15 protein-coding genes and 1 pseudogene are annotated in these 16,205 nt (G+C 65.1%); 11 read left to right on the forward strand and 5 right to left on the reverse strand.

What is annotated here, in order from left to right; genetic code table 11:
- Positions 1–46 precede the first annotated feature (46 nt).
- Genes XH88_RS23555 through XH88_RS23565 form a run of 3 tightly spaced genes read left to right on the forward strand, consistent with a single transcriptional unit; the run spans position 47 to position 3,082 of the window.
- Positions 47–1,246, forward strand: coding sequence for a mandelate racemase/muconate lactonizing enzyme family protein (locus XH88_RS23555; protein ID WP_271670677.1), 1,200 nt, complete (start codon positions 47–49; stop codon positions 1,244–1,246).
- A gap of 12 nt (positions 1,247–1,258) precedes the next feature.
- Positions 1,259–2,026, forward strand: a complete 768-nt coding sequence (locus tag XH88_RS23560; RefSeq protein WP_271670678.1) for an SDR family oxidoreductase — start codon at positions 1,259–1,261, stop codon at positions 2,024–2,026.
- Positions 2,027–2,050: 24 nt separating this feature from the next.
- Complete coding sequence (locus XH88_RS23565; protein ID WP_271670679.1) at positions 2,051–3,082, forward strand: L-idonate 5-dehydrogenase; 1,032 nt, start codon at positions 2,051–2,053, stop codon at positions 3,080–3,082.
- Positions 3,083–3,169: 87 nt separating this feature from the next.
- On the opposite strand, the pseudogene XH88_RS23570 reads toward XH88_RS23565, so the two are convergent.
- Positions 3,170–3,607, reverse strand: a pseudogene (locus XH88_RS23570) (DUF2380 domain-containing protein); the annotation flags it as partial.
- Positions 3,608–3,792: 185 nt separating this feature from the next.
- On the opposite strand from XH88_RS23570, the gene XH88_RS23575 reads away from it, so the two are divergent.
- Together XH88_RS23575 and XH88_RS23580 are read left to right on the forward strand one after the other, a co-directional pair.
- Positions 3,793–5,178 (forward strand): sensor histidine kinase, encoded by a 1,386-nt coding sequence (locus XH88_RS23575; RefSeq protein ID WP_271670680.1) that lies wholly within the window; start codon positions 3,793–3,795, stop codon positions 5,176–5,178.
- Entirely contained in the window at positions 5,175–5,828 is a 654-nt protein-coding gene (locus XH88_RS23580; RefSeq protein WP_271670681.1) for a response regulator, read from the forward strand. The genes XH88_RS23575 and XH88_RS23580 overlap by 4 nt, the downstream gene beginning before the upstream one ends.
- A 22-nt stretch (positions 5,829–5,850) precedes the next feature.
- Here the strand turns inward: XH88_RS23580 and XH88_RS23585 are convergent, their stop codons facing one another.
- On the reverse strand, positions 5,851–6,834 hold the full coding sequence (locus XH88_RS23585; protein WP_271670682.1) for a VOC family protein: 984 nt from the start codon (positions 6,832–6,834) through the stop codon (positions 5,851–5,853).
- A gap of 148 nt (positions 6,835–6,982) precedes the next feature.
- Here XH88_RS23585 and XH88_RS23590 point away from each other — a divergent pair, with 148 nt between their 5' ends.
- The 5 genes from XH88_RS23590 to XH88_RS23610 all read left to right on the forward strand — a co-directional run bounded on the left by XH88_RS23590 (position 6,983) and on the right by XH88_RS23610 (position 12,776).
- Positions 6,983–7,774, forward strand: coding sequence for a DNA-binding transcriptional regulator (locus XH88_RS23590; RefSeq protein WP_271670683.1), 792 nt, complete (start codon positions 6,983–6,985; stop codon positions 7,772–7,774).
- A 74-nt stretch (positions 7,775–7,848) separates the two neighbouring features.
- On the forward strand, positions 7,849–9,351 hold the full coding sequence (mhpA, locus tag XH88_RS23595) for a bifunctional 3-(3-hydroxy-phenyl)propionate/3-hydroxycinnamic acid hydroxylase MhpA (RefSeq protein WP_271670684.1): 1,503 nt from the start codon (positions 7,849–7,851) through the stop codon (positions 9,349–9,351).
- 24 nt (positions 9,352–9,375) lie between these two features.
- A complete protein-coding gene (locus XH88_RS23600; protein ID WP_271670685.1) occupies positions 9,376–10,227 on the forward strand; it encodes a fumarylacetoacetate hydrolase family protein in 852 nt (283 codons plus the stop codon).
- Positions 10,228–10,291: 64 nt separating this feature from the next.
- Positions 10,292–11,494, forward strand: coding sequence for an ABC transporter substrate-binding protein (locus tag XH88_RS23605; RefSeq protein ID WP_271670686.1), 1,203 nt, complete (start codon positions 10,292–10,294; stop codon positions 11,492–11,494).
- Positions 11,495–11,567: 73 nt separating this feature from the next.
- Positions 11,568–12,776, forward strand: a complete 1,209-nt coding sequence (locus XH88_RS23610) for an ABC transporter substrate-binding protein (RefSeq protein WP_271670687.1) — start codon at positions 11,568–11,570, stop codon at positions 12,774–12,776.
- A gap of 103 nt (positions 12,777–12,879) precedes the next feature.
- On the opposite strand, the gene XH88_RS23615 is transcribed toward XH88_RS23610, so the two are convergent.
- The 3 genes from XH88_RS23615 to XH88_RS23625 all read right to left on the reverse strand — a co-directional run bounded on the left by XH88_RS23615 (position 12,880) and on the right by XH88_RS23625 (position 14,854).
- A complete protein-coding gene (locus XH88_RS23615) occupies positions 12,880–13,722 on the reverse strand; it encodes a hypothetical protein (RefSeq protein ID WP_271670688.1) in 843 nt (280 codons plus the stop codon).
- 197 nt (positions 13,723–13,919) lie between these two features.
- Complete coding sequence (locus tag XH88_RS23620; RefSeq protein WP_271670689.1) at positions 13,920–14,411, reverse strand: SRPBCC family protein; 492 nt, start codon at positions 14,409–14,411, stop codon at positions 13,920–13,922.
- 2 nt (positions 14,412–14,413) lie between these two features.
- Positions 14,414–14,854, reverse strand: a complete 441-nt coding sequence (locus XH88_RS23625) for an ArsR/SmtB family transcription factor (protein ID WP_271670690.1) — start codon at positions 14,852–14,854, stop codon at positions 14,414–14,416.
- Between the two features lie 132 nt (positions 14,855–14,986).
- Here XH88_RS23625 and XH88_RS23630 point away from each other — a divergent pair, with 132 nt between their 5' ends.
- The gene (locus tag XH88_RS23630; RefSeq protein ID WP_442868465.1) at positions 14,987–16,171 is read left to right on the forward strand and encodes a serine hydrolase; all 1,185 of its coding nucleotides are present in this window, start codon (positions 14,987–14,989) and stop codon (positions 16,169–16,171) included.
- Positions 16,172–16,205: the final 34 nt, after the last annotated feature.

Raw genomic sequence — 16,205 nt, forward strand, 5'->3', positions numbered from 1 at the left:
AAATGACAACAAGGCGCGCATCGCGCCTGTAATGGGAGCAAAGGCCGTGAAGATCACGTCGATCGAGACGCTGCGTACCGAGGAATTCTCCAATGTCATCTGGGTGCGCGTTCACACCGATGCGGGCGTGATCGGCCTTGGCGAGACGTTCTACGGTGCCGGCGCTGTCGAAGCGCAGATCCACGACACCTTTGCAGGCCGCCTGCTCGGCCGCAATCCGCTGCATATCGAGGCGATCCATCGCGACATGCTGAACCTGCCGATGGCGCAGTCGTCCACCGGCGTCGAGTATCGAGCGGCTTCGGCGATCGACATCGCGCTGTGGGACCTGTTTGGCAAGGTTTGCGGGCAGCCGGTGCACCAGATGCTCGGCGGCCTCTGCCGCGACAAGCAGCGCATCTACAACACCTGCGCCGGCACGCAATATGTCCGCTCCACCAATATCAGCCCGGTTGCGAACTGGAATCTCGGCGCCAACAAAGGACCCTACGAAGACCTCGACGGCTTCATGAACCGCGCCGACGCGCTGGCCGAAAGCCTGCTGGAGAGCGGCATCAGCGCGATGAAGATCTGGCCGTTCGATCCCGCGGCCCAGGAGAACAAGGGTCTCTACATCACCGCCGCGCAGATGAAGCAGGCGATCGAGCCCTTCGAAAAGATCCGCAAAGCGGTCGGCGACAAGATGGAGATCATGGTCGAGCTCCACTCGCTGTGGAATCTACCGACCGCCAAGCAGATCGCGCGCGCGCTCGAGCCCTACAAGCCGACCTGGTACGAAGACCCGATCCGCATGAACTCACCGCAAGCGCTGGCCGAATATGCCCGCTCAACCGACGTCTGGGTCTGCGCCAGCGAGACGCTGGGCTCGCGCTTCCCCTACAAGGACATGCTCGACCGCGATGCCATGCATGTGGTGATGGCGGATCTGTGCTGGACCGGCGGTCTCACCGAGGGCCGCAAGATCGCGGCCATGGCCGAGACCTATCACCGGCCCTTCGCTCCTCATGACTGCATTGGCCCGATCGGCTTCATTGCCGCCATCCACATGTCGTTCAGCCAGCCCAACACGCTGATCCAGGAATCGGTGCGCGCCTTCTACAAGGGCTGGTACAATGAACTCGTCACCACGATGCCCGTGATCAAGGACGGTCATGTCTTCCCGATGGAAGGTCCCGGCCTTGGCGTCGACCTTCTGCCCGCCGTATTCGATCGCTCCGATCTGATCGTGCGCCGCTCCAACGCTTGAGGATTTCTTGAGATGAGCACCGCCCTCTTCGACCTTTCCGGCCGCACCGCGCTCGTGACCGGCTCCTCGCGTGGGCTTGGCCGCGCCATTGCCGAAGGCATGGCCAAGGCCGGCGCCAGGATCATCATCAATGGCGTCGATGCCAAGCGCGTCGAGCAGGCCGTCGCCGAGTTTCGTGCCGCCGGCTACCAGGCCGAAGGCGCCGCCTTCAACGTCACCGACGAGCCTGCGATCGTCGCCGCCTTCGACGACTTCGACAAAAAAGGCATCGCCGTCGACATCGTCGTCAACAATGCCGGCATCCAGCATCGCAAGCCGCTGGTCGAGTTCACCACCGACGAATGGCGCAAGGTGATCGAGACCAACCTCACCAGCGCCTTCGTGATCGGCCGCGAGGCTGCCAAGCGGATGATCCCGCGCAAGCACGGCAAGATCATCAATATCGGCTCGCTCGGCAGTGAGCTGGCGCGCCCGACGATTGCCCCCTACACGGCGGCCAAGGGCGGCATCAAGAACCTGACCCGCTCGATGGCGGTGGAATGGGCCCAGCACGGCATCCAGGCCAATGCGATCGGCCCGGGCTACATGCTCACCGACATGAACGAGGCGCTGGTCAACAACACCGACTTCAACACCTGGCTGATGGGCCGCATCCCGTCCAAGCGCTGGGGCAAGCCGGACGAGTTGGTGGGCGCCGCGATCTTTCTGGCGTCGGATGCTTCCACCTACGTCAACGGGCAGATCATCTATGTCGATGGCGGCATGATCGCCGCGATGTAATCGCGAATACCAGGGAACAAGCTCATGCGCGCCGTCGTCATTCACGCCCCGAAGGATCTGCGGATCGACAATTATCCTGATCCGGCGCCGGGCCCGGGCGAGGTCCGCGTCAAGATCGCCAATGGCGGCATCTGCGGCTCCGACCTGCACTACTATCATCACGGCGGTTTCGGCGTCGTGCGCATCCAGCAGCCGATGGCGCTCGGGCACGAGATCGCGGGCGTGGTGGCGGCGGTTGGCGACGGCGTCAGCAGCGTAAACGTCGGCACGCGCGTTGCGGTCAATCCGAGCAAGCCCTGCGGGGCGTGCCTGCATTGCCAGGAGGGTATGCGCAACCAGTGCCTCGACATGCGCTTCCTCGGCAGCGCGATGCGCTTTCCCCATGTGCAGGGCGGCTTTCGCGAGTTCATCACGGTCGACGCGACGCAGGCCGTTCCGATCGCCGACAAGCTGTCGCTGGCGGAAGCCGCGGTCGCCGAGCCGCTCGCGGTGTGCCTGCATGCCGGCAAGCAGGCCGGCCCCCTGCTCGGCAAGCGCGTGCTGATCACCGGCTGCGGCCCGATCGGCGCGCTCATGATCCTTGTTTCACGTTTCGGCGGCGCGTCCGAGATCGTGGTCACCGACGTCGCCGACGCCCCGCTCGCCGTCGCAAAGAAGCTCGGCGCCAGCCACGCCATCAATGTCGCAACCAATGCCACCGCGCTCGATCCCTGGCGCGCCGGCAAGGGCGTGTTCGACACACTGTTCGAGGCCTCCGGCAATCAGGCCGCACTGCGCACCGCACTCGACGTGCTCAGGCCCGGCGCGACACTGGTCCAGCTCGGCCTCGGCGGCGATATGACGCTGCCGATCAACTCGATCGTCGCCAAGGAATTGCAACTTCGCGGCACCTTCCGCTTCGATCCCGAGTTCGAACTTGCGGTGCGGCTGATGGGCGAAGGCCTGATCGACGTCAAGCCGCTGATCACGGCGACGATGCCATTCGAGAACGCGGTCGCCGCGTTCGAGCTTGCCAGCGACCGCTCGCAATCGATGAAGGTGCAGCTGACGTTCTAAGGCATGATCCGGAAAAGTGTGCAGCGGTTTTCCGGAAGGATCACGCTCAAACAATAAGCTGAAGCGCGATGATATTCATCGCGCTTTAGGCTGCGCCAGCGCGCCCATGATTTCGCGGGAGACGAAGATCTCGGCCCGCTCCCACGATTCGTCGTTGTCGCCGCGGAAGGTGTAGAGCTTGTCCATCACGACCTTCCTGGCGCCGACGTCGATCACCGCGACCTTGGCCCATTGCACCAGGGTGCTCGTCTTCTGGATGCCGCCGATGACCTTGAACGCCGCCCCGCCCTGCACCGACGGAGCCAGCCGGTAGCGCGGATCGGCGGCGATATCCCGCCGGAGCGCGACCATGAATGCCTGGAGACGCCGCTCGTGGGCCGCGCTCTGGTCGGCCGGCTCGGCCGAGGTATCGGTGTAGCTGAAATCGTCGAGCGCAATGGCGGTGCTGTCAGCGGCGACGGCCCGGCCATTCAGCCCGGCGCCGAGGAGAACAAGGAACGACAGCAACGACAGGGTACGGCGCATTGGGGCCTCACATGACGGAAACGCCGCAAGCTAGGCGGTCGCTCCGCGCACCGCAGCCGCGGCCATCCCGACTAATGCCGGGAAAATTTCACGACGCTGCACTGCAGTAAGCGTGCCGCTTTGCGCGGCCAGCGTTCTGCCGTTTAATGCGGAAGCGACATTCCGTTCGCGCCAGGTGCCCGCCGATGTGGAACCGCGAAAGATTCGATCTCAAGGTCCGCCTGACCTTGCGCGTGGCCGCCATATCGGCCGCCTGCTTCGCCGCGATATCAGCCTATTTCCTCATCACGGCCGACCGTGCGGCGCACGCCCGCATCGACAGCATCGCCGCCATCGTGGCAAAGACGCTGGAGCTGCAGCAGGGCAAGGTGCTGTGGACGGCGAGCCCGCGCTCGGACTTTCCCAACCTCGACCCGGTCTCGGCGTATGTGATGACGCCCGGCCTGTGCCTGGCCTTCCGCGGCACCGGCGGCGAGATGCTCCAGCGCTTCTGTAGCGGCGCACCGATCCCTGAGGACCCGCCGCCGCAGCTCTTCACGGCGTTCTACCGTGGCCTGTTCGACCCCGGCCGCGAAGCGGCACGGCCCGTGATCCTGCGCGGAACGAAGTTCGGCGAGGCCGTCGTCTCGGTCGATCCGGCCGTGCAGACGGCCGAGGCCTGGCACGAGGCCGGCCGCCTGATGCTGGCGCTGGCGATCGCCCTGCCGCTGTTGTGCGTCCTGGTCTATGCCGCGCTGGCGCGCGCGCTGCGCCCGACGCGGATGATCCGCGCCGGCCTCGAGCAGATTGCCGCTGGCGACCTCACCGCTCGGCTGCCGCCGTTCGATCTCGCCGAGCTTTCCGCGGTGCGCGATGTCTTCAACCATCTCGCCGAGAGCCTCGATACCGCGCTCGCCGAGCGCGCCGAGTTGACGCGGAAACTGATCGCACTCCAGGACGAGGAGCGGCGCCATCTCGCCCGCGAGCTGCACGACGAGTTCGGGCAGTCGCTGGCCGCGATCCGCGCGCTCGCCTCCTCCGCCCGCCAGACTGCCGCGCAGGATTGTCCCGCCCTGCTCGGCGAATGCGACGGCATCGCGCGGACCGCGACCGGCATGATGGAGACGCTGCGCGGCGCTCTGTTCCGGCTGCGCCCGCCTGATGTCGAGGAGCTGGGCCTCGTTGCCAGTCTTGAAGGTCTCGTTGCGGGGTGGAACGGACGCAGTCGCGGCGAGACGCGCTTTTCCATCCGCTTCGACGGCACGTTCGAGACCCTGCCGGCCACGATCAGCGCCAACCTCTATCGCATCGTGCAGGAAGCCCTCACCAACGCTGCCAAGCACGCCGGCGCCACCAAGGTGAACCTCGAACTCGCGATGCATGCCGACGAGATCGCGCTCGCCGTCGACGATGACGGACGCTCGCACGATCCCGCCGCGAAATCCGGCATGGGCCTGCTGGGCATGCGCGAGCGCGTCGCGGCGCTGCGCGGCCGGCTCAGCTTTGAGGCCGGCGCCAACGGCGGCTCGGCGCTCCGCGTGGTCATTCCGCTCGCGGCCGCGACTCCGCAGGCGCTGGAGCACGCGGCATGACCGCGACCATCCTGCTGGTCGACGACCATTCGGTGGTCCGCGAGGGCTATCGCTCCGTGCTGCAGAAACAGCCGGGCTTGCGCGTCATCGCCGAAGCCGGCGACGGCGCCGAGGCCTACCGTCTGTACAAATCCGAGGCGCCCGACCTCGTCATTATGGATCTCAGCATGCCGGGCATCGGCGGCGTCGAGGCCGTCAGGCGTATCAGGCAACGGGACAAGGCGGCAAAGATCCTCGTCTTCACCATGCACGAGAATGCCGGATTCGCCATGCAGGCGATCCGTGCCGGCGCGCGAGGCTATGTCACCAAGACCAGCCCGCCCGAGACCCTGGTGCGCGCGGTGATGGACGTGCTCGCCGGCAAGATCGCGATCAGCCCCGACATCGACCACGAGTTGGCGCTGAGCCGGATCAGCGGCGAGAGGTCCGCCGCCGACGTGCTGACGCCGCGCGAGTTCGAGGTGCTGCGGCTGCTGCTCGCCGAGAACACGACGGAGGAGATCGCCGAGACGCTGCACGTCAGCCCGAAGACGGTGGCAAATTTGCACTCGCTGATCAAGGACAAGCTCGGCGTCGGCTCCGACATCGAGCTGGTCCGATTGGCGTTGCGTCAGGGGATATTGACAGAGCCTGATCTCGGCGAGGCCTGAACGGCGCCGAGAAGCCGGCCGATCATTCGCGTGAGATCACCTGATCCAGCCAGGCGCAGTTCAGCGGCGGCACCCGCGGATCCGGAACGCGCACGCCGCGTGCCGCCGCATCCATCCGCATATCGCGCAGCCGCTTGCGCTGCTCCTCCGGCATGTTGAGCCGCTCGTGCCCCCACAGCGACGGGCCGTCGAACGTCTCGTGCGGCTGCCACGTCGCGGGATCGATCACGCGCCCGCCCCAGCCATATTCGATGAAGAAGCCGGACGGCGTGTTCACGTAGAACGAGGTCATGTGGTCGTTGGTGTGCCTGCCGAGCGTATAGGCAACGCGGCCATCTTCGAGCTGCGCGAGATCATAGCCCTGCCCGACATCATCGAGGCTGCCGAGCTCGACCATGAAATGATGCATCGCCTTGCGGCCCGAACCCACCATCGCAAAAGAGTGGTGGCGGCCGTTGACGTGGAAGAAATAGAGCCCGTAGGGCTTGAGGCCGAAGTCGGAGACGTGGAAGCCGAGCACGTCGCGATAGAACGGCAATAGCGGCTCGACATCCTCAACATTAAGCACGACGTGCCCCATGCCGAGCGCGCCGGTGCGGAAGCCCGAGATCGGGCGGCCAGGCTTGAACGGCTCGCTTGCAAGCTCGGGCTTGCAGAACGCCTCCAGCCGGTTGCCGGCCGGATCAGCGAACGTGATCAGCTCGGCCACATGGCGCTCGTCGGCAAGAGCGCGCGAGCCGCGTGTCACCTTGACGCCATGGCTTTCCAGTCGGCTAGCCAGCTGATCGAGCTCCGCGGTCGAGGCAACCTCCCAGCCCATCACCGCGAGGCCCGCATCACTGCTGCCGTCCACGATTAGGCGCTGCTTGCGATCGTCCATGCGGAAGGCGCGCATCTTGCCGCCGCGATCGACCTGCTGCATGCCGAGCAGTCCGGTTGCCATCTGCCCCCATTGGTCGATCTGCGAAGAATTGATCCCGATATAGCCGAGCGCAGTGATTTCCATCGACGTCCTCCCGAGGGCATCGCCTTCGCCCTATCGCGGGGGAACTTGATACCGGCGGCGCGCGATCCTACGGTGACATGCCGCAATCGCTTCGCGTTCGCAAAGACGATAGTCACGCGGCTGGCGGCCACAAGGGAGGAAATACGAAGTGTCCAAGGAGCGGACGCGGACCGGAAAGCCGCGGCAGTCGGAGGGCGTCCGCGCCTTCAAGCGCGGGCTGGACGTGCTGCAGGAGGTCAACCGCTCCGGCGGCATCCGCGCCGGCGACGTCGCCCGCGCGCTCGACCTGCCCCGTCCGACCGTCTATCGCCTGCTCGAAACGCTGGAGGAACTCGGCTATGTCGCCCGCAGCGCCAGCGACGACCGCTTTCGTGTCACCCGGCTCGCGCTGAGCCTTGGCGATGGCTACGACCCCGGCGTGGTGATCTGCCAGGCGGCCGCGCCTTATCTGGCCGAGCTCAGCAAGAGCCTGGTCTGGCCGGTCGATCTCTCCACATACGAGAACGCCGCGATGGTGGTGCAGGAGACCACGCATTCGCGCAGCCCGCTCTCGATCGACCGCGGCATGATCGGCAAACGCCTGCCGATGCTGCGGACCTCGGCGGGCCGCGCCTATCTCGCCGCCTGCCCCGCGCGCGAGCGCGACCTCATCGTCAGCCATCTCCGCCGCATCGACGAGGCTGATGACCGCCCCTTCCTCGACCAGGGCCGCCTCGATCAGATGATAGCGGAGACGGCCGCGCGGGGTTACGCGATCCGCAGCGAGGGCGAATACAATCCGAAGACGGCGTCGATCGCGGTGCCGATCGTGCGGAACGGTACGGTCTACGGCTGCATCTCCATCATCTGGATCCGCTCGGCGCTGGGGACCGAGGAAGCCACGGCACAATTCGTCGGTCAGCTTCAGGCGACGGCGGCGGCCATTCCCGTCGAGGCCTAGGAGTCCGTCCGCTGGGCGGACACTTCGCGCGGCGACGTTGATGCTGCGGCGCTTGATGGGGAAGAGATAGCCCCATGCAACATAAATCCGCCTCTGAAGAGTTTGATGTCGTGATCGTCGGCCGCGGCCCGGTGGGCGCCACGCTCGCCAATCTGCTTGGCCTGTGCGGCGTGCGAACGCTGGTGCTGGAGCGCGAGGCGCGGACCTATCATCTGCCGCGCGCGGTGCATTTCGACGACGAGTGCATGCGCGTGTTCCAGACGCTTGGCCTCGCTGACGCGATCCTGCCGCATGTCATCCTCAGCCCCGGCATGCTGTTCCTCGACGCCGACGGCAAGCTGCTGCTGGACTGGTCGCGGCCGCAGACGCTGACGCCGATGGGCTGGAATCTCAGCTACCGCTTCCATCAGCCCGATCTCGAGGACGTGCTGATCGCCGGCCTCGCTCGTTGGCCGCACGTCACCCTGCGCAACCGCTGCGACGTGTTCGCGCTGGATCAGGACGAGACCGGCGTCCGCGTCCGCTACGAGGACCTCTCCAGCGGCAGGCTCAGCGAGGTCCGCGCCCGCTATGTGATCGGCTGCGACGGCGCGCGATCTCTCGTCCGCCGCTTCATCGGCTCCGGGATGGATGACCTTGGCTTTCACGAGCGCTGGCTGGTGATCGACGTCCTGCTCAAGCGGGCGCGCGACGACCTCGGCGACTACAGTCTCCAGCACTGCGACCCCAGGCGGCCGGCAACCTATGTCCGCGGCACCGGCACGCGCCGGCGCTGGGAGATCACGGTTCTCCCGGACGAAGATTCGAATGACGTCGCGCAGCCCGCCAGGGTCTGGGAATTATTGTCGCGCTGGCTCACGCCTGAGGATGCCGAACTCGAGCGCGCGGCGGTCTACACATTTCATTCCGCCATCGCAGAGCAATGGCGCAGCGGCCGGCTGCTGCTGGCCGGCGATTCGGCGCACCAGACCCCGCCCTTCCTCGGCCAGGGCATGTGCGCCGGCATTCGCGATGCCGCCAATCTCGCCTGGAAGCTGGCCGCGGTCGTCCGTGACGACGCCTCGGCTGATCTGCTCGACACTTACCAGAGCGAGCGCCAACCGCATGTCCGCGAGTTCATCGAGCTCGCCATTCGCTTGGGCGGCGTCATCAACACCAAGGCGATCGAAGCGGGCCTTGCCGCCGGGCAGGCGCGCGAGAACGCGCCGGTCAAGCTCGAGGTGAAGAAGCCCCTGCTCGGCCCCGGACTCGCACTCGGCGACCTGCCTCTCGCCGGGCATCTGGCGCCACAGTTCGTGCTGAAGGACGGCAGTCGCGGCGATGACCGGATCGGTTACAGCCATCTGCTGCTGGTCGAAAACACGGCCGCGCTGTTGTCGCATCCTGCTCTTTCCGGACTCAAAATCCTGACCAGCAATGACGCCGAAGGCATCGGACCCTGGCTGCGCGAGCACGGCCTCATCGCCGCGCTGGTTCGCCCCGACCACTACATCCGCGCCACCGCCCGCAACGATGCCGAACTCGACCGCCTCATCGCCGCCATCATGCCTTCCACCCCCGTGCCGTCCGCGGCCTGACCGAACGTCTTTTAGGGATATCCAATGAAGCTGCTTTCTTTCATCGCCAACGGTCGCGCTTCCTTCGGCGCCGTCAAGGACAATGGCGTCGTCGATCTCGGCACGCGCATGGCGCCTTGCGCTACGCTGCGGCAGTTGCTCGAAACCGGCCGCATGGCCGAGGCGGCAAAGCTGGTCGCATCCACGGCACCCGATCATCCGCTCAACACGATCAGCTTTGCGCCCGTCATTCCCGATCCCGGCAAGATCATCTGCGTCGGCCTCAACTATCGCGACCACGTCGCCGAAACGGGGCGCACCGTCACCGAGAAGCCGGCGCTGTTCGTCCGTTTCCCCTGCAGCCAGGTCGGCCACCTTCAGCCGATCGTGAAACCTGAGGTCAGCGACGACTTCGACTATGAGGGCGAGCTCGCACTCGTCATCGGCAAGCAGGGCCGCCACATTCCGGCAAACCGCGCGCTCGACCACATCGCCGGCTATGCCTGCTACAACGAAGGCAGCATCCGCGATTGGCAGCGCCACACCAGCCAATTCCTCTCCGGCAAGACCTTTGCGGAGAGCGGCAGCTTCGGCCCGTGGCTGGTGACGGCGGACGAGATCCCCGATCCCTCGAAGCTGACCTTGCAGACGCGCCTCAACGGCACCGTCGTGCAGAACACCACGACCGACCTGCTGATCACCGCCATCCCGGAGCTGATCGCCTACATCTCGACGATCTGTCCGCTCGTTCCCGGCGATGTCATCGTGACAGGCACGCCCGGCGGCGTCGGCGCCAAGCGCACGCCGCCCTTGTGGATGCGCCCCGGCGACACCGTCGAGGTCGAAATCTCCGGCATCGGAACGCTTCGAAACAAGGTCATCGCCGAGGCGGCCTGACCCACCGCGACTGATCAATCAAACAAAACAAAAACGACATCAGGAAACGCCAGGGAGGAACACCATGTACGGCTTGGTCCGCGCACTCGCCGCGACTGCGCTCATTCTGGCTGTGACAGCCGCGCAGGCCCAGATCTCAGACGAGGTGGTCAAGATCGGGGTCCTTTCCGATATGACAGGACCCTCGTCGACACCGACCGGGCAAGGCTCTGTGACCGCGGCTCAAATGGCCATCGACGATTTCGGCGGCAGTGTGTTGGGCAAGCCGGTCAAGCTGATCGTCGGAGACCATCAGATCAAGCCTGACATCGGCGCCGCTATCGCGCGCCGGTGGTACGACACCGAGCAGGTCGACCTCATCGTCGATGTTCCGGTGTCGGCGGTGGGGCTCGCAGTCCAAACCGTCGCCAGCGAGAAGAAGAAGCTGCTCATCGTCACGGCGACCGGAACGGCCGACTATCACGGGAAATTCTGTTCGCCCTACACCATGCAGTGGGTGTTCGACACGCACGCACTTGCGGTCGGCACGGCCCAGGAAGTCGTCAGGCGCGGCGGCAAGACCTGGTACTTCCTCACCGACGACATTGCGTTCGGCCACGCGCTGGAACGCGACGCCACCGCCGTCATCACGCGCGAGGGCGGCAAGGTACTGGGCTCCGCCCGGCCGCCGTTTGGAACCACCGACATGTCGTCCTTCGTGCTTCAGGCGCAGGCCTCGAAAGCAAAGATCATCGGCATTGCCGGCGGCCCGCCGAACAACGTGAACGAGATCAAGACCGGCGGCGAGTTTGGCCTCTTTCAGGGCGGCCAGCAAATGGCCGCCCTGCTGGCGCTGATTACGGACGTCGACGCGCTTGGACTACACAGCGCACAGGGCTTGTTGCTGACGACCGCCTTCTACTGGGACATGGACGAGCAGACGCGCGCCTGGTCAAAGCGATTCTTCGCCAAGATGCAGCGGATGCCGACGATGTGGCAAGCCGGCGTCTACTCGGCGGTCACGCATTATCTCAACGCCGTCAAGGCAGCCGGGACTGACGATCCGGCCAAGGTCGCGAGCAGGATGCGCGACACGCCGGTCGACGACTTCTTCGCGCATGGCGGCAAGCTTCGCGCCGACGGCCTCATGGTGCACGATCTCTGGCTTGCCCAGGTCAAGAGCCCCGAGGAATCGAAATACGCCTGGGACTACTACAAGATCCTGACGAAGATTCCGGGTGACGAGGCTTTCGGACCTCAGGATCCCGCCTGCACGATTATCAATTAGGACACGCCTTCCATCGCCGCGCGCGCCAAATGCCGGCGGCGCCCTTCCCCTCATTCAAGTTCGAGACAACGCCATGGCCATCATTCGCACCACGTCCACCGCCGTCCTGCTGATCTCGCTGGCGCTCGCCGGCGCTGCCCGCGCCGAGATCAAGGGCGACGCCATTCGCATTGGCGTCCTCACCGACATGAACGGCATTTTCGCAACCGCGATGGGGCCGGGCTCGGTCGAGGCGGCGCGCATGGCGGCGGAGGAGTTTGGCGGCAAGATCAACGGCAAGCCGATCGAGATCCTGCAGGCCGATCACCAGAACAAGCCGGATCTAGCGGCTTCCCTCGCGCGAAAATGGTTCAGCGACGGCGTGCAGGCGATCGCGGATGGCGGCAGCTCCGGCGCGGCGCTCGCGGTGCAGGAGCTGGTGCGCGGCAACGGCAAGATCTTTCTCGTCTCCGGCGCCGGCGCCAACCAGCTCACTGATGAGGCCTGCGCGCCCTCGAGCGTGCAGTGGACGCAAGACGCCTATTCGACCGCAACAGCCGTGGTCTCCGGCGTGATGCAGACCAGCAAGGAGCCGTGGTTCTTCATTACCGGCGACTATGCCTTCGGCCATTCGATCGAGGCGACCGCGCGCGAGCGCATCGCAGCCCTTGGCGGCAAGGTCGCCGGCAGCGTCAAGGCCCAGCTCGGCACGCCCGATTACTCATCGTTTCTGCTCCAGGCGCAGTCCTCGGGCGCCAAGATCCTGGCGATCAACGTCGCCGGCGACAACGCCACCGCGATCAAGCAGGCCGAGGAGTTCGGCCTCGCCGACCAGGGCATGAAGATCGTGCCGATGTCGTTCCAGAACGTCGACATCGAGGCCGTTGGCCTGAAGGCGACACGCGGCGATCTGATCGTCACCTCGTTCTTCGAGGACGTCTCGCCGGCCGCCCGCAAGTTCTCCGATGCGTTCTATGCGCGCCGCAAGGCGATGCCGTCGCAGATCCAGGCCGGCGTCTATTCCGCCGTGCGCCACTATCTGCAGGCGGTCAAGGACAGCGACTCCGACGACAGCGCGGTCGTGATGGCGAAGATGAAGGCGACGCCGGTTTCGGACGCCTATACGACGAGCGGCCGCATCCGCGAAGACCAGCGCATGGTGCACGACCTCTATCTGGTGCAGGTCAAGACACCTCAGGAGTCGAAAGGCCCGTGGGACTTCGTCAAGCTGGTCGCGACCATTCCGCCCGACCAGGCCTTTCGCCCGCTCGACCGCAGCAAGTGCAGCCTGGTCGGCAAATAAACAAAGCGTTTTCGAGCGAAGTGGGCACCGGTTCGCGTCAAGAAAACGCGTCGAAAGAAGAAGCCATAGCCCCGTTCCGATTCATCGGAATGGGGCTTTGGCCTCAGGCCAGATAATGCGTGAGATAGCCTTCCATGGCGTAAAGCGCGCAGAGCGCAAGGCTCGACCAGACGGCGGCGCTGAAATACAGGAACATCCAGGTCAGCTCGCCCTTCCAGTGCGCGATGTCGTGGGTCACCACCCATCGCGTCGAGACGTCATGCAGGCCTTCGAGGAGGCCGAGCAGCCTGTTGCCTTCTTCATGCCCTGCCCGCCAGCGGCTAAGATACATCGGCACGTCGACGGTGACGAGGAAGGCGAGGAAGCAGGCGATGCCGACGATGCCGGACATCAGCGCCCAGCGCACAACGCCCTGGAATTCCGGCATCAAGCGGCACAGCGCGATGCCGGCGAGGAAGAAGGTCACCGCCCACAACGAGTTCTCGATCGCGTTGTAGAGGAAGTTGGTCGTCACCACCGCATACCAGGAGAAGCATTCGGCAACGATGATGATCGGCACGATCACGAGTGCGATGTTCACCGCCGTTTCGGCGCCGGTCATCTGACCGAGCTGATGCAGGATGATCGCCCATTGCGCGGCGAAGCAGACCTCGGCGATCGTCGCCACCGTGCGGCCGACGAACACGCTCGATAACCAGGTGTCGAACAGGCAGATGCGCTGCACGTCGGCGCGCGGCAGCACCGAGCGGAAGGCGCAGCCGAACACATAGGCCGCGCAGAGCAGGAACATCAGGCCGATATCCGAGCCGCCGCCGACGCTGCCGGCCACGCTCGGGTAGAACTCGCGGTACAGCATGAACCAGACGAGGATGTTGGCAGCGCTGACCAGCGTCAGGGACCCCCACCACCACGCGAGGGGATTTGATCGCGCCTGCCACCGCAACATGGATCACTCCGCTGTAGTCATCTTGACATCCAACGGTAGCAATCCTGTCATAAATCTGTCGTTCCGCGCGACAAAAATCTGCGTGGCGGGCCCTGTCATAATTCGCCGGCGGATTGTCATAATTGCGAAGGCGATGGCCTTTCCAGGCCTATTCGGGGGCGCCAATTCGAGCGCGCCCCCGAATCACGCACGACGCCTTATTTCTTCAATCCGCCGACATAGGCCGCGAGCTTGTCGAGGGTCTGGTAACCGTATTCCACGGCGCCAAAGCCGATCATGCCGTCGCGCTGCTCGGCGCTCGCCGCCAGCTGCCGCATCATCAGCACGGTCTTGCCATTGCTCTGCTGGGCAAAGGTGACGGTGAAGCGGAACATGCCGGGATCATCGTCCCGGTCGTCGCCATGATCCATTTCCATCAGCGACGGCCGTTCGATGCGACGGAAGCGCATGCGGTTCGGATAGACGATGCCGTCAGGACCGATCATGTTGAAGCGCCAGACGCCGCCGACGCGCACGTCGATTTCGAAGGTCTCGATCTTGAAACCCTTCGGTCCGAACCATTGCGGCAGGTGCTTTGGATCGGACCATGCCTCGAACACCAGATCGCGCGGCGCGTCGATCACGCGCGACATCACGATCTCCCGGTCCATCGACCATTGCGACAGGGCGGCATTGGCAGAACTCGTCATCGTCAGGCACCTTTCCGTTTGCTTGTCTTATTCTTTGCCTTATCGGCCGTCTTGGATGGCTGCCTGGCAGCCGTCCTCTCCCTCTTGAGCTTCATCACATAGGCCTCGAACCGGTCGAGCCGCGCCTCCCAGATCGCGCGCTGGTGCTGGAACCAGTCTTCCGCGCTGAGGAGTGCGTCCGGGCTCAGCCGGCAGGTGCGCACGCGGCCGGATTTCTCCGATTGCACGAGCCCACTCTGTTCCAGCACGTGGATATGCTTCATGAAACTCGGCAGCGCCATGTCGAAGGGATCTGCGAGTTCGCCGACCGAAGCTTCACCGGTGCACAGCCGCATCACGATCGCCCGCCGCGTCGGATCGGCAAGCGCGGCAAAAATCTGATCGAGTTGAGGTAATTGGTTAGCCATGCAGCTAACTATAGAGCCGCCGCGATCCGGCGTCAAGTATTGTTAGCTCATGAGCTAAGTATTTTTCCTGGCCGTCGCTGTGGAACCTGCACGCGCAATCGTGAATTGGACGCCGGGGCCGCCCCGCTAAGATGTCATCGGGGCGCATTGCATGATCAGTCAGAGCACGTGCCACCTGTTGTCATCTCACCGCAAATCACCCGGCGAGCCCTCGCCCGTGCCGCGCTCGTTCCCTTTGCGGCAGCGCTTGCCGGGCCGCAACGCGCCTCGGCGGATTCCGACATGATCGCGCAGATGCGCGACATCGTCGCCACCGAACTCGCGCCGACCGCGACGCCGGACCAACCGGGCGGCCTCGCCGCCGCACTCTATGCCGGTCGCCATATCGAATTCTTCAGCTACGGTTTCGCCGACGACGCCAAGCGGCCTGTGACGCCGGACACCCTGTTCAATCTCGCTTCTTTGAGAAAACCGTTCGAAGCGACGCTGGTCGCGCTCGGCACGCTCCGCGGCGAGCTGCGGCACGACGATCCCCTGCCGAAATATCTGCCGGAGCTGAACGGCGACTATATTCGCAAGATCACCGTCGGCGAACTCGCCACGCACACCTCGGGACTGCTGCTGCCGACCGATCACCCACCCTGGCCGAACGACTCCTACTCGCAGGCGCAATTCATCGACATGCTCAACGCCTTTGCGCCGCCCGCCGGCATTGCGCCCGGCAAACAGCGCATCTACAGTCACGCCGGTTACGTGCTGCTTCAGCTCGTGCTCGAGCGCTGCTATCGCACGCCGATTTCAAGGCTGGTCGAGAGCCGGATTCTCGCGCCCCTCGGCATGCAGGCCACGTCGATTCCCGAACGCGGGCCGGACAACCGCGCGATGATGAAAGAAGCCGCGCTGCGGCGCGTCGTGCAGGGCTATTCCGACCAGGGCAATGCAATCGGCCCGATCGGCAACCAGCAGAGCTATTTCGACTTCCCCGGCACCGGCCAGATGTTCTCGTCCGCGCGGGACCTCTCGACATTCGCGGCCGCCTGCGTCGACGGCCGCGCGATCGACCCGCAATTGCGCGAGGCGCTGCGGATGACGCAACGCGAGAGCTTTCACACCGGCCAGACGTTCGGACAAGCCACCTTCGGACAAGCCATGGCCTGGGAGACCGTGCACCTGCCCGATGTCACCGTGGTCGACAAGCCGGGTGGTCTCAACAACGCCTCCGGCTATATCGGCCTGGTGCCGGGCCGGCGGATCGGCATCGTGCTGCTCGCCAATCGCGGCGACTATCCGCACGAGATCGCCCGCTACAAGATCCTGCCCGCGCTGGCGCACCTGCTGACCGCGCGCGGCTAACAAGCAAGTGAGCGCGGCTCGGATCGCTGCCGCC

The organism is Bradyrhizobium sp. CCBAU 51627 (assembly GCF_028128765.1).
GTDB lineage: Bacteria > Pseudomonadota > Alphaproteobacteria > Rhizobiales > Xanthobacteraceae > Bradyrhizobium.